The organism is Tunicatimonas pelagia (assembly GCF_030506325.1).
Lineage (GTDB): Bacteria > Bacteroidota > Bacteroidia > Cytophagales > Cyclobacteriaceae > Tunicatimonas > Tunicatimonas pelagia.
The window spans coordinates 3,546,871-3,560,348 of sequence record NZ_CP120683.1 but is presented as its reverse complement, the minus strand read 5'-3'; the positions used below and the strand labels follow the sequence as shown (position 1 = coordinate 3,560,348).

The following is a 13,478-nucleotide window of genomic DNA, read 5'->3' as shown; positions in this document are numbered from 1 at the left end:
GTTTTTGCGTTATTCGTTACACTACTTTTTTCTTAATTCCAAAATACTTCTGAATCAATATAGAAAACGGTATCAATGAAATAGAGCGTCTCTTGCTGGGTCAATACATTTTCGTCGTGTAAGTCTTCCAAGACTATTCCTAATTGCGGGTGATAGTAATCATGGCTCCGAGTGTTCTCAAAACCGTTATTAGCTAAAAATGCTTTTACCTGTGCTAGATCTGTAAGGCGGTCGGCTCGTATGAAGGGTTGTTTTACTACCGCATATAGTACCTTTTTATTCTCATAAAGACCCAATAGTTGATAGGCAGTGTCGGCAAAAAAATAATTGTGAAGGATTAGGTTGAAGAAGTAATCTTCCCAAGAAGCGTAATAAATAGCATCGTTGAGCTTAAGAACATATTGCTCATTTTTAATATACACTTTTTGTTCGGCGCCTTCCGAGATATACTGATCTTCTTCTATATCGTTGTAGAACAGATTATTTTCTTTAGCAAAATTTATGAGCTTCTCTGTTTCTTGTCCTTTGCTTTGGTGTTTTTCCTCAGCCATTGGGCTTGCTCTCTGGCCTGTTCTAAGGTAACGGGCAACTGTTTGGATAAGTGCATCATAGCTATAGCCGCTCTTTCCCGAAAGGATAGTTTGGAGTTCATATTTTGTAGATTTTAGGTTCATGCATAAGGAAAGGTAGACAGAGGAGATTAATTGAGTGTTTTAATCTTGGCAAGGTCTTTATCAAATTTTTCCTGATCGGACAGAACGATTACTTTCTTTGATATTTTGGATAACTTTCAATATCCATAATGGCCTTTACCTTGTTTCATATATGTTGTTATGCGACGTCTTTCTACATAGAAAAATTTAATGTTTCGTGCTTAATTTTGATTTCGTCTTTAATTGTATTCTCAATATTCTGTGAATAATTCCAATTACCATGTGATATACCCGATTGTCTGAAAGTTGAATTAGTAGCAGTACTTTCTTGGACAATTGGTCTCTCTTTCTTGGGTTTAGTTTTTTTATTTTCCATTTTATTATGATTTTTTTATTTAGACGATTCGTGGTTATTTAAATCTGTACTAAAATAATGCTTTCTTTTAATCCATTTAAATCCTTCGTGCCTTGTAATCACTGCAATTTCTATTGGTCCTCCAACGGTTTGCGCACCAGGTCTATATTTTGCGAAATTGATTGCTGTTTCCACTAAATACTCTGCAAGATGAATTACATCTTGTATTGGCATTCCTGGGCTAATGATAGAAACTTGTGATTCCATTTTCAATTTTCTAACAAAATCCGCTGCTTCCGTTTTACCCTTAAATAGGTCTATTGAACGTTCTACAGAATCCTGTAAGTGACTACCGTGTCCTAAAATCAATCTTGTTAGTGGTTCAATTTCTCCATTCCAAGATAAACCCACTTCTTCAGGTGGTCTTAATGACATTGGTGAAGTCATCTTTGGAAAAATCAGTTGATATTCTTCGGGTAAATCACTTCCTGATGAATAACCTGCAATTACGAATCCAAGAATTGGTTGATTTTCAATAGGTGTATCCTTAAATACTTCTTTGTATTTTTTATGGATAAATTCTCCAAATTCAATAGCTATACTTTCAAGCTCGTAATTGTCTGGGTTTAGTTTAGATTTTAAATTACTTCTAAAATCTTTCGCAAGTGTAGCAATTGATGCGTGTCCAATGTTTCCTAATCCATAAGTGATTGCCCCGATAGGTAACCTTTTGTACAAATTAAAGATTTTATTTGCGTGCTCATAAACATTAATTACTCCTCCTTTTTGGTCAATTAAAGTTGTAGCACTATCGCTTGCTAGAACAACTCCTTCGTGTATTTTTGCATTAATTGCTATCGTCATATTTAATAAGCTCTAATGTTATATAACGAGGCTTGAGCAAACCTACACCATTTTTCACAGTCAGACAATAAAAAAGCATAACATAACTATACCTTCCATTCAAGTTTAGATAACTAAATTTACGTGCCAGATAAAGAACTTCTATTCTACAAGCTGAAAATTGCCGGGGAAAACTCCTGTCTACGCTATGATTTTATTGAGGGGTGTAGTTGGTTACTTTTTTGCTTTTTTCTAAATATATAGCATTCAGGCTTCTAGTAAACTCTTCCATTTCGGTGGCTACTATCTGGATATATTTAGAATATTCTCTAATCCTTTTCTCTGATAGTTTTTTTTCTGTTCCAAGTAAGTTCGTAATACCCAACATTGATGTAATAGGACTACGTAGAACATGAGAAATATCAAAGGCTATTTGTTCCAGTACAGCTTCGTACTCGAAATGATGGGTGACATCGGTAAATGAACCATAAATTACTGTTTCTCCATTTTCTGCTCTTTCTGGTTTTCCACTCATTGCGTGCCAGTGAAACCCCGATTCGTCCTTCACTCGGTACTCATGGTAGAGATCAACGTGGTTTACTATGGAGTTCTGTAAACTCAATTTTAGAGGTTCAATATCATCGGGGTGCATTAACGAAAACCCTATGGTTGGATCTTTAAGCCATTCATCAAGTTCTAAATGAGGGTGTAGCCTTTTCATCCCTTTGCTCAAAAACACAAAGTTCATATTTCCCTCGGAGTTAACTCTCAGTTCAAAAATCCCCAACGGAATGTTCTCAGTAATTTTGATGAGTCTTTGTGTGTTCAATTTAATTGTCGAGTGCTGATTAAGAATCGTCTTTTGCAATTCTATATGATCCATCACCTTTTTTGCCAGAATCTGGAGAGCTTGCTTTTGTTCATCGGTAATTTCCCTAGGCTTACGATCAATAATGCATAGTGTTCCTAACACATGTCTTTGCTTGGTTACCAGTGGGGCTCCGGCGTAAAACCGAATGTGCGGGTCTCCTAATACTAATTTACTGTTCTTAAAACGTGGATCGTCTAACGCATCATTAACAACCAGAACTTCATCCGGATTATGTAAGGTATGCTGGCAAAAAGAATCGTTTATATCGGTTTCGCTCGTACTAAGCCCTTTTTTTGATTTGAACCACTGCCGCCGGTCATCTAAGATCGTTATCAGTGAGATGGGAGTTCCACAAATGAGAGAAGCCAGCTCGGTAATCTCATCCAGTTCAGCTTCGGGTGGGGTGTCAAAAAGGTTATAAGACATCACATCCGCCAACCTGCTTTTTTCATTCATATCTTATTGTACAGTCGTTATATACAGCTACCCTTTCTTTTGGGCAGGTGGTTACGTGATAAAGCTGCGCGTATTGGGTTAATACTTTCTATTTAGTGAAGCTTTATTCATTCAGCTTCCGGAGGATATACGAGTAAAACTTTTCACTTATCCAGAATCCGGCTTTTTGCCGTAATTCATCCAATATAGGCGCTACCAGGTCAATTACTTCCAGCTCTTTTGCCTCAATCAGCACCCCAACTAATCCTACTACCTCTACACCTAAAGATTCAGCAACCGCTCTACCTTTCTTTTCATCTATAAGTAAGTAGTCAGCATTCTGTTCAATAGAAGCAGCAATGGCTTCTGATTCTCCCTGGTCTAGCGTCTCGCTGAGTTTAGCTACTAGCTGTTTATCAGACGGCACTATAACTTTTAGCCAAGTGGCTTTCTGAATCGCTTGCAGATCGTAACCATACCTTTCTAAGGTAAGTAATTCTTCATAAACTGCTTGAGGAATAATGACTCTTTGATAGACTTGCTCTAATATATCTAGCCTACCAATTACAAGTAGTCCGCTGAGAGATGAAGTATCACTTATAATAATCAATGCTTCCTATACCTTTCTTTGATGCTAGCGAAGTCTTTGTCAAATTCTTCCTGATCGTAGGAGAGGGGGATTTCTCTTTCAGCGAGCACCTGCTGAAAAATCAACTGAGGAACCCCCGCAAATTCACTCGCTTTGCCTAACGTAAGAATGCCACGACTGTACAGGAAAACCCCCAGCTCTAATTTAAACTCAGATTCCGGCATATTAGCCATCTTAAGAATATCATCCGTGATTACTACACTCATCTTTATATCGTCACATGTTCTTCATAAGATACGATAATTGTACAATCGGGGTTTATTCCTTCTCTACGAAACATCACCTCCTCTATCCTCTCTACACCCTACTAGCGCACAATTGTATTGTGTTCTTACCGCCTCCATGTTCAGTTTTATGACTTTCATACAAAATAGTATACACGGTGTTATCGTGTCCTAGACAAGTTGATTTATCTCAGTGTGTAGGAGACCGACAGTTGAAATGTTCTGTTTTTCACTTTTAATTAGCCTATATCATTTAGTCAGTTTCCTTGTTCATCAGTTATCTGAACATCGTAACCCACCACCGATACTAAGCCATGAAAATATCTACCTGCTACTGATAGCTGGTCGGTAAAATGCAGTTGTACGCTACCCCCGGGGGCGATATCAAAACGGCTTACACCAAAGTCAGATCTTTCCCAAAACTCGAGTAGATTAAATGTTTTAGAATCAAATTTGGACCTGGCCGACATTAAATAGCTACACTTGGCTCCAAGACTCAACGTAATTTTTTCGTGAACTTTATAGCCCAGTAAAACGGGTAGCAAAAGGCTTTCGCTATACCGATAATTTTAAAAAGATGATCTTATTCGTCTTTGGAACTATCAAACCTCAGTTCAGCACCACATGAAATCACCTAGAACCGTTTAGTATAGCGACACTCGTAAAAATACTAACTCATTTAACAAACCACCCTCTTCATTCCCCACTTTTTAGTATTTTAGGCGTTTGTACCAAAGAATTAGTTGATGCCTTCTGATATAAGACGCGCACCTACCCTAACCGAATCCGCCATTCCGATTGCTTTTCTGCTTCCTTTGTTGGCAGTAAACGTGTACGTGTACGATAGCGATTCTACTTACCCAACCAAATAGCTCTAATTATTTCGGCAGCAGTAGCCGCGCTCATCGCCTTACGAACAGGTATTGCTTGGCATAGCCTACGCGATGGTATTGTGAAAAGCATCAGTTCTGCCATGTCGGCTATGCTGATTCTGCTACTGATTGGCTCGCTGGCGGGCACTTGGATGCTGAGTGGTATTGTCCCAGCTATGATCTATTACGGCTTACAGATTCTGAACCCCACCATCTTTCTGTTTGCCGCCTGCATTGTCTGCGCCGTAGTATCGGTAGCGACGGGCAGTAGTTGGTCAACTGTGGCTACGGTCGGAATCGCCCTGCTGGGTATTGGCACTACGCTGGGTTTATCTCCGGGTGTAATTGGCGGGGCGATTATTTCAGGAGCCTACTTTGGCGATAAAATGTCACCCCTATCGGATACCACCAACCTAGCTCCCGCAATGGCTGGCACGGATTTGTTCACCCACATCCGCTACATGACCTACACCACCATTCCCTCTATCACTATTGCTCTTATCATATTTTTAGTCATGGGCTTCACGGCAGACAATACTATGACTGATAGTGGAACGCAAGAAGTTTTATTGGCTCTGGATAATGCGTTTAACATCAACGGATTGCTCTTCATTGTACCGGTAGTCGTTATTGGTATGATTATTAAGAAGGTGCCTGCGCTACCCGCCTTATTAGCTGGAACGTTGTTAGGAGGGTTGTTCGCCGTTATCTTTCAGCCTCAAGCCATTGCTCAAATTAGTGGGCAAAGCGGGTTACTAGGTACCTACACCGCTGTAATGAAGGCAATGTACACCGCTATCAGCGTGACTACAGAAAACGAAATGGTGAATGGCCTGCTATCTACCGGAGGCATGGCCGGTATGCTGAACACTATTTGGCTGATTATCTGTGCTATGATTTTCGGAGGGGTAATGGAGTCGGCGGGGATGCTGAAGCGAATTACGCAGTCCATCATTCAATTTGCTAACTCCACTGGCTCACTCATTGCTTCTACCGCCTTTACCTCTATCTTCTTTAACGTTACCGCTTCAGATCAGTACCTAGCTATTGTCGTGCCCGGACGGATGTTCTCTCAAACCTACCGCGAGCGCGGGCTAAAACCCCGAGTACTCAGCCGAACGCTAGAAGATTCGGGTACGGTAACCTCGGTGCTCATCCCCTGGAATACCTGCGGAGCTACTCAAGCGGCCGTGTTGGGGGTGGCCACGCTGTCTTACGCCCCATTTGCTTTTTTCTGCATTCTCAGTCCGATAATGACCATTCTTTTCGGATTTTTAAACTTCAAAATAGCCCGCTATCAACCCGGTGAGTTGGAAGAAGCGGATCAAGAAACTGTTGCGGCATGATGTTTCCTAAGCATATTACCAAAGAAGAGATTAACGAACTACCGCTTCGTAAGTACGAAGGAAAGATTGTGCTGGTCACTGACCCGGATAAGCAGGAGGACGTGTTTGAGGAGCTGAAAGAACATTCGGTAGTGGGTTTTGACACCGAAGCCCGTCCGGCGTTTAAGCGAGGCGTGTACTACGACACTTCTTTGTTGCAGCTCTCCATCCCTGATACAACCTACCTGATTCGCCTAAACTATACCGGAATCAGTCCGGCCTTCACCAATTTTTTTGCCGATCCGCTCATCAAAAAAGTAGGAATCAGTATTAAAGATGACCTTAAAGATTTGCGGAAACTCTGTGCTAAGCATCATCTTGCATTCAATCCTGATAACGTACTTGATCTTAATGATGCTGCCAAGCGATTGGATGTCAATCACGCCGGAGTGCGAAAACTAACGGGCATTTTCTTAGGATTTCGGGTTTCTAAAGCGCAACAGACCTCTAATTGGGAGAACCCCCAACTGACTGAACCCCAACTGCGCTACGCTGCCACCGATGCCTGGGTTTGCCTGGAAATTTACCAGCGACTAGCCTACCTGGGTTATGTTTAATGATTAATGATTGATGAGTAATGACGAATCGTCCCATTAATCATTACTCATTAAATTATCTCGTACTCCTTTATGTCCGATAAATCAAAAGTATTCATAAAGGCAGTCGTGAAGTTGCCTTCCTGAAACTGAGGGTCATCCATCAGTTTTATGTGGAACGGAATGGTGGTTTTAATGCCTTCAATCACAAATTCACTCAACGCTCGCTTCATGCGGGTAATGGCCTCTAAGCGGGTCTGACCGCTAACAATCACCTTGGCGATCATAGAATCGTAATTGGGAGGGATGCTGTAGCCGGCGTAAATATGGCTATCGATCCGCACTCCGTGTCCACCGGGCATGTGTAGGTTGGTAATTCTACCGGGGCTAGGCCGAAAACCATTTGCTGGGTCTTCAGCATTAATTCGGCATTCAATGGCGTGTAGCATGGGGTAATAATTCTTACCCGAAAGCTCGATACCCGCCGCCACCTTAATTTGCTCCTTAATTAGATCAAAGCTAGTTACCTCTTCCGTAATAGGATGCTCTACTTGAATACGGGTATTCATCTCCATAAAGTAGAAGTTCCGGTGCTTGTCTACCAGAAATTCAATGGTTCCGGCCCCTTCGTAGCCGATAGCTTCCGCTCCTTTAATGGCCGCTTGTCCCATTTTCTGTCGTAGCTCATCGGTCATGAAAGGCGAAGGGGTTTCCTCCAGTAGCTTCTGATGACGACGCTGAATAGAACAATCTCGCTCCGAAAGGTGACAGGCTCTACCTCGCTGATCGCCCACAATCTGAATCTCAATGTGGCGAGGTTCTTCTACAAATTTCTCTAGATAGAGTGCATCGTTACCGAACGAGGCGCCCGATTCACGGCGGGCATCATCCCACGCCTTTTTAAATCCACTCTTACCCTGAACAATCCGCATTCCTTTTCCTCCACCACCCGCGGTAGCTTTCAATATAACCGGATAGCCAATTTCATCGGCAATCTTGAGTCCTTGCTCAATACTGTCCAGCAATCCGTCTGAACCAGGGACGGTAGGTACCCCAGCTTCTTGCATGGTGGCTTTAGCGGTAGCTTTGTCTCCCATCTTACCAATCATTTTGGGAGAAGCACCAATAAATTTGATGCCGTACTCCTCGCATACTCGAGAGAACTCTGCATTCTCCGATAGAAAACCGTAGCCCGGGTGAATGGCGTCGGCATTGGTTATTTCAGCCGCAGCAATAAGATTAGGGATACTTAGGTAAGAAGAACCACTAGCAGGGGGACCAATGCAAACAGCCTCGTCGGCAAAGCGTACGTGCAAGCTATCTTTATCAGCAGTAGAATATACTGCTACCGTGCTAATACCCATTTCGCGACAACTGCGAATAACCCGTAGTGCAATTTCACCTCGGTTGGCAATAAGAATTTTTTTAAACATGCAGTAGAGTGTTAAAGTGTTTTAGTGTTAGGGTACTAATTACACTGTGTAAAAGATTTACTTATATTTCGTATTACTAGCATTCACTTCGGAATATCTTCTATTCAACTTTTGCCGAGCCTGCTCTTGGGTAAATTGCCAATTAATTTTAATACCCTTTCCAGAACGTTCTTTGAAAAAAGTTAACACCTGTTTTTCCAGTTTTTTGATACAAGGAATGCGTCGGTTCAAACATTGCCTGGATAACACAGAAAATTCTATTTCTATCATATTCAGCCATGATGCATTTTTAGGCGTAAAAATAAATTCAACTTTTTGTGTTAGCAACGCAGCCGTTTCTGCATCAAAGACTTCATAGAATGAATGGTAGCCATGGGTGTTCAAATTATCTAACACAATCCGTAAGCGCTTTGCTTTTGGATAGTGCTGAACGAGTTCTTGCATGAAAAGGGCAAATTCTTGTTTCCTTCTCTTGACTCTAATGTGGGCAAATCGTTGCCCAGTTAACGGCTCTATAGCGGCCAATACACAGCAAGACCCGTGCTTGCTGTAAGCATAGTTCTCTTTGGCCACTTGTCCTGCTTGCATGTCCAACCCCTCAACAGTATCGCCAATCAAAAAGCAAGGCCGCTCATCAAAACAGATAACAGGGTATTGCTCATCGTAAGGCAGTACATAGAGCCGCAGGATTATTTCCAATCGGGCGATAAACTCGGCCGTTATTCTTCCAATACACCACTGTCTTTTCCGGTGGGGTTGTAGCTCATTTTTTTTAAAAGAATGCCCACCTGTTTAAAGGAAATAGCCTCAACAATCTCTAGCTCGACCGCCTTATCAGCTAACAGGCGCAGACTCCACCGGGCATACCCTTCCGGGGGAGTACTACAGGCAAGAGCGGTGATCTTTGCCCGATCCTCACCACTCAACCCTACCGGACGACCTGAACGCGGTTGATCATCTAAAAAAGTCAATCCACCAGCTTTATATTTCTTTGCCCACCCTGATAGGGTTACGTAACTTACCTCAACTAGCTGAGAGACTTCCTGATAGGTCTTATGCTTATCCAGTTCCAATAAAGCCAAGGCCCGCTTTTGCTTACGTACTTTCAGACTACCTTTTGACAAAAGGGTTTGTAGGTAGTCTCTGTCTGAATCTGATAATCTTAAGTGATCCTTTTTCATCTCCCTTTTTGAAGGCAATATATAAATGTATAATCACTTTTTACACAGTGTACTAATGTTTTGTTACTTAGCGCAAAGTTCAGTAATATCACTAGCGCACTCTAACACTAAAACACAATATTGTTAGGCCGGATCAATCAAAAATAGTGGCTGATCGAACTCAACCGGAGATGAATCTTCTACTAGCACCTCTACGATAGTGCCGGCTTGTTCGGCTTCAATTTCATTAAATAACTTCATAGCCTCAATAATACAGACCGCCTGTCCTTTAGAAATTCTATCTCCTACCTGCACAAAAGGACCCGACTCAGGATTGGGTGACTTGTAGAAAGTACCAATCATGGGAGACTTAATTGCAACGTAATTGCTCTTGTCTTCTGACCCCGTTGATTCTTTTATCTCTTCTTCTGAGGGAGAAGTAGAACTTGGCGTAGTGGCTGAAGGTGAAGTTGGTTGGGAAGGGATCGCCACTAATCCGGTAGCATCGCTGGGCATGGAAGGAACGCCCGGAGAATGAATGATACTTTGGTGAACCTCCGGCGAACTATTTTTCTTGATTTTTAACTTAATGTCGTCGGTTTCTAGCTCTACTTCATCTAAACCAGCCTTGGCAATAAAGTCGAGAAGGTTGCGAATTTCACTGATTTTCATGGTGGTTATTTTACCCGTTCAGAATAGGATTTAGTACGTGTATCTACTTTTATTTTTTCGTCTTGGTTGATAAACAGCGGCACTTGAATAGTAGCCCCAGTTTCTAATTCGGCAGGCTTAGTAGCATTAGTAGCGGTGTCGCCTTTTACACCTGGCTCAGTGTAGGTAATGGTTAGCTCTACAAAAGGGGGCAGTTCGCAGCCTAGTATGGTTTCGGTCTCGTCGTGAACAATTACATCCACCTCCTGCCCATCGGAGATAAATTCCGGGGCATCAATTAGTTCTTCTTGAATCACTATCTGCTCAAAGGTATTGCTGTCCATAAAGTGGTATCCCATATCATCTTTGTAGATAAATTGGTGAGGACGGCGTTCAATACGTGCGGTAGTAACTTTTACTCCCGAGTTGAAGGTATTCTCCAATACTTTGCCAGTACGGATGCTTTTGAGTTTTGTCCGCACAAAAGCGGGACCTTTTCCGGGCTTCACGTGCTGAAATTCAACAATGGTGTAAAGGTCATTATTATACTCAATGCAGAGGCCATTGCGAAAATCTGCGGTGGTTGCCATATAGGATTATCGGTTATGTGTTAGTAAATAAGTAAAAAATTAATCAAAAGGTTTGATAAACCTTAGCTTCCATTGTAACCCCACTTTAGGTAAGTAGCTCCCCAGGTAAATCCGCCGCCAAAGGCAGCCAACACTAAGTTATCCCCTTGCTTTAGTTGCGACTCATATTCCCACAGGTTGAGCGGTATGGTAGCACTGGTGGTATTACCGTATTTATGGATGGTGTACATCACCCGTTCTTGGTCTAGTCCCATCCGATTAGCAGTAGCGTCAATAATACGTTTGTTAGCTTGATGAGGTACTAGCCAAGCTACATTCTCTGATGAGAGCTGGTTACGTTCCATGATGGTTGCTGCTACATTGGCCATGTGTTTTACAGCGTATTTAAACACTGCCCCTCCCTCTTGGTACACGAAATGCTCTTTCGCCATAACCGTTTCAATAGTAGCGGGGCGGCGACTTCCTCCGGCTTTCAGGTGTAAATGCTGGGCACCCGACCCGTCGGATCGAAGAATAGAATCGATGACACCATAAGGTTCTTCGGTAGCCTCCAGCATCACCGCTCCAGCTCCGTCACCGAAGATGATGCAGGTGGCTCGATCTTCGTAGTTAATGATCGACGACATCTTATCGGCTCCAACCACCAATACTTTTTGATACTTTCCCGCCTCTATAAATTGCGTAGCGGTAGTTAGCGCGTATAAAAACCCTGAACAGGCAGCCTGCAAATCGTAACCGAACGAGTTGATTGCTCCTATTTTATCGGCAATGAGATTGGCCGTAGCCGGAAAAATCATATCGGGGGTAGTAGTCGCGCAAATAATCAGTTCAACCTCTGCCGGATCAGTATCCGTTTTTCTCAACACCTCTTTTGCTGCTTCTGTGCCCATCACGGATGTTCCCTGGTCTTTTCCCCGCAAAATACGGCGTTCTTTAATACCAGTGCGGGTTACAATCCATTCATCAGAAGTATCCACCATTTTTTCAATATCATGGTTGGATAGAACGTCTTTCGGAACATATCCGCCGACTCCCGTAATTACGGCTTTGCGTGTACTCATACGTTATTTTTTATCAGAAAGCTGATCCTGAAAAGCAGTTCGGATTTTATGATGTATGTCTGACTTCGCCATGTTGAAGGCTTGCATAATCATATTTTTTATGGCCAGTGCGCTAGAAGAGCCGTGTCCGATTACTACGTTGCCATTTATGCCTAGAATAGGGCTTCCGCCGATGGCCTCATAATTTAAATTATCAAAAAATGGATCGTGGTAGTTGCGGCGCTTTAACAAGTCGTAGATAGATTCGGCCATTTTCAGCACAACATTACCTACGTAGCCATTGCAGACCATTACGTCGGCCTTATCGCGAAAAATATCTCGCCCCTCGATATTACCAATGAAATGAATCTGATTTTTCTCTTTGAATAGTTGATACGCAGCTTGGGTAACCACGGTGCCTTTCTGCTCCTCTTCACCCAAATTGAGTAAGCCTACCTTCGGTTGATTGATGCCAAAAACGTACTGAGCGTAGAGCGAACCAATTTCGCCAAACTGCACCAAAATTTCGGGCTTCACATCGGCATTGGCTCCTACATCAATCAGTACTCCGAAGCTGCCATCTTCGCGGGGGGCAAACCCTACCAGTGCCGGTCGAATCACACCTTCGCAGGGCTTTACCGAGAACATAGCCCCCACTGACATAGCCCCGGTATTGCCCGCACTGCAAAAAGCATCAATTTTCTCTTCTTTTAAAAGATGAAAACCAATGCTGATACTCGATTTCTTTTTCTGGCTAAATGCTTTGGTAGGGTGCTCGTGCATACCGATTACCTCATCGGCATGAACAACCTCTATCATTGCTTCGGGAAATTCGTGCTGAGCCAGATGTTCTTTTATGATTTCTTGCTGCCCGACTAATACCAAGCAATCGTCTTGAGAAAATTCGCGGATAGCGAGAGCAGCTCCTTCCAGACAGGTTTCGGGTGCAGAGTCGCCACCCATTGCATCAAGCGCAATCCTCATAAATTACGCTACGTCTTCCTTCTCCATTACTACTTTGCCCCGGTAGTAAAGCTTACCTTCGTACCAGTGGGCTCGGTGAAATAGATGAGGCTCGCCCGTAGTCGGGTCAATTGCAATGTTTCGGGGGGTAAGACCTAGGTGGGTTCTTCGTTTATCTCTTCTTGATTTGGAAATCTTCCGTTTGGGATGTGCCATACTATTTTTTGTTTTTACAAATTTCTACTGATTTTTCAAATTACGTAATATCTGCCAGCGAGGATCGACTTCCTCTTCAGAATTTTCTTGATTAGCTTTTTCAGCTGCCGAGCTAAATATAATTTCACCCTCTACCCAAGGGTCCTCTTCTTTAGCTAGCGAAGGGTGCAGTCGCTTCATGGGTAACGCTAACCCAATAAACTCGTACAGCAAATGAGCAATATTAATGTGTTGAGTTCCGGTAGTGATTGTATAAATATCTTCAGAAACTTCTTCTTCTGCCTCGCCATACTGGTAGATAATCATCTTCTCAATCGCCAACGGATGGTCGAAAGGTTCTAAACTACGGTCGCACTCTAACTGCACAGTACCATTAATGCGGAAGTTTGCCGTAATTAGCGTAGGCTGCTTATCTAAAACTACTGCTACTCTAAGGTCTCCTCGCTCAACCAACTTATTATCAAACAAATGAAAGAAAGCATCTTGCAAGTGATATTCGTACGTGTAAACCTTGTCTGATAGTGAATATATATTAATATCAAACCGGGTAAAATCTTCCATCATTACCCCCCTTTTTGTTAAGTCTGCAAATTTAAGTATAT

General features: G+C 42.6%; 16 protein-coding genes and 1 pseudogene. 2 read left to right on the top strand and 15 right to left on the bottom strand.

Features of this window, described 5'->3' with window-relative positions:
• Window positions 1-32: 32 nt before the first annotated feature.
• The 6 genes from P0M28_RS15240 to P0M28_RS15215 form a co-directional block, all read right to left on the bottom strand.
• Window positions 33-674 (bottom strand): putative polyvalent protein kinase domain-containing protein, encoded by a 642-nt coding sequence (locus tag P0M28_RS15240; RefSeq protein ID WP_302210833.1) that lies wholly within the window; start codon window positions 672-674, stop codon window positions 33-35.
• Window positions 675-1,044: 370 nt separating this feature from the next.
• Entirely contained in the window at window positions 1,045-1,872 is an 828-nt protein-coding gene (locus tag P0M28_RS15235) for a hypothetical protein (protein WP_302210832.1), read from the bottom strand.
• Between the two features lie 193 nt (window positions 1,873-2,065).
• A complete protein-coding gene (locus P0M28_RS15230) occupies window positions 2,066-3,178 on the bottom strand; it encodes a GAF domain-containing protein (RefSeq protein ID WP_302210830.1) in 1,113 nt (370 codons plus the stop codon).
• Window positions 3,179-3,281: 103 nt separating this feature from the next.
• Window positions 3,282-3,767 carry a PIN domain-containing protein gene (locus P0M28_RS15225; RefSeq protein ID WP_302210829.1) on the bottom strand — a complete coding sequence of 162 codons (486 nt, stop codon included), beginning with the start codon at window positions 3,765-3,767 and terminating at the stop codon, window positions 3,282-3,284.
• On the bottom strand, window positions 3,764-4,012 hold the full coding sequence (locus P0M28_RS15220; protein ID WP_302210828.1) for a UPF0175 family protein: 249 nt from the start codon (window positions 4,010-4,012) through the stop codon (window positions 3,764-3,766). The genes P0M28_RS15225 and P0M28_RS15220 overlap by 4 nt, the downstream gene beginning before the upstream one ends.
• Window positions 4,013-4,287: 275 nt before the next feature.
• On the bottom strand, window positions 4,288-4,500 hold the full coding sequence (locus P0M28_RS15215; RefSeq protein WP_302210827.1) for a hypothetical protein: 213 nt from the start codon (window positions 4,498-4,500) through the stop codon (window positions 4,288-4,290).
• Between the two features lie 276 nt (window positions 4,501-4,776).
• On the opposite strand from P0M28_RS15215, the pseudogene nhaC reads away from it, so the two are divergent.
• A pseudogene (gene nhaC, locus P0M28_RS15210) lies at window positions 4,777-6,248 on the top strand (Na+/H+ antiporter NhaC).
• A complete protein-coding gene (locus P0M28_RS15205; RefSeq protein ID WP_302210826.1) occupies window positions 6,245-6,844 on the top strand; it encodes a 3'-5' exonuclease in 600 nt (199 codons plus the stop codon). The pseudogene nhaC and the gene P0M28_RS15205 overlap by 4 nt, the downstream one beginning before the upstream one ends.
• A 50-nt stretch (window positions 6,845-6,894) precedes the next feature.
• Here P0M28_RS15205 and accC read toward each other — a convergent pair whose 3' ends face one another.
• The 9 genes from accC to P0M28_RS15160 form a co-directional block, all read right to left on the bottom strand.
• The gene (gene accC, locus P0M28_RS15200) at window positions 6,895-8,256 is read right to left on the bottom strand and encodes an acetyl-CoA carboxylase biotin carboxylase subunit (protein ID WP_302210824.1); all 1,362 of its coding nucleotides are present in this window, start codon (window positions 8,254-8,256) and stop codon (window positions 6,895-6,897) included.
• A gap of 57 nt (window positions 8,257-8,313) precedes the next feature.
• Complete coding sequence (locus P0M28_RS15195) at window positions 8,314-8,979, bottom strand: IS630 family transposase (RefSeq protein WP_302210902.1); 666 nt, start codon at window positions 8,977-8,979, stop codon at window positions 8,314-8,316.
• Window positions 8,976-9,380 (bottom strand): helix-turn-helix domain-containing protein, encoded by a 405-nt coding sequence (locus P0M28_RS15190; protein WP_302207802.1) that lies wholly within the window; start codon window positions 9,378-9,380, stop codon window positions 8,976-8,978. Before P0M28_RS15190 ends, P0M28_RS15195 begins: the two co-directional genes overlap by 4 nt.
• A gap of 180 nt (window positions 9,381-9,560) precedes the next feature.
• Window positions 9,561-10,088 carry an acetyl-CoA carboxylase biotin carboxyl carrier protein gene (gene accB, locus P0M28_RS15185; protein WP_302210822.1) on the bottom strand — a complete coding sequence of 176 codons (528 nt, stop codon included), beginning with the start codon at window positions 10,086-10,088 and terminating at the stop codon, window positions 9,561-9,563.
• 5 nt (window positions 10,089-10,093) lie between these two features.
• Complete coding sequence (efp, locus tag P0M28_RS15180) at window positions 10,094-10,657, bottom strand: elongation factor P (RefSeq protein ID WP_302210820.1); 564 nt, start codon at window positions 10,655-10,657, stop codon at window positions 10,094-10,096.
• Between the two features lie 62 nt (window positions 10,658-10,719).
• On the bottom strand, window positions 10,720-11,718 hold the full coding sequence (locus P0M28_RS15175; protein ID WP_302210818.1) for a beta-ketoacyl-ACP synthase III: 999 nt from the start codon (window positions 11,716-11,718) through the stop codon (window positions 10,720-10,722).
• Window positions 11,719-11,721: 3 nt separating this feature from the next.
• Entirely contained in the window at window positions 11,722-12,681 is a 960-nt protein-coding gene (plsX, locus tag P0M28_RS15170) for a phosphate acyltransferase PlsX (protein WP_302210816.1), read from the bottom strand.
• Window positions 12,682-12,684: 3 nt separating this feature from the next.
• Entirely contained in the window at window positions 12,685-12,876 is a 192-nt protein-coding gene (gene rpmF, locus P0M28_RS15165; protein WP_302210814.1) for a 50S ribosomal protein L32, read from the bottom strand.
• Between the two features lie 24 nt (window positions 12,877-12,900).
• Window positions 12,901-13,440, bottom strand: a complete 540-nt coding sequence (locus P0M28_RS15160) for a YceD family protein (RefSeq protein WP_302210812.1) — start codon at window positions 13,438-13,440, stop codon at window positions 12,901-12,903.
• Window positions 13,441-13,478 lie beyond the last annotated feature (38 nt).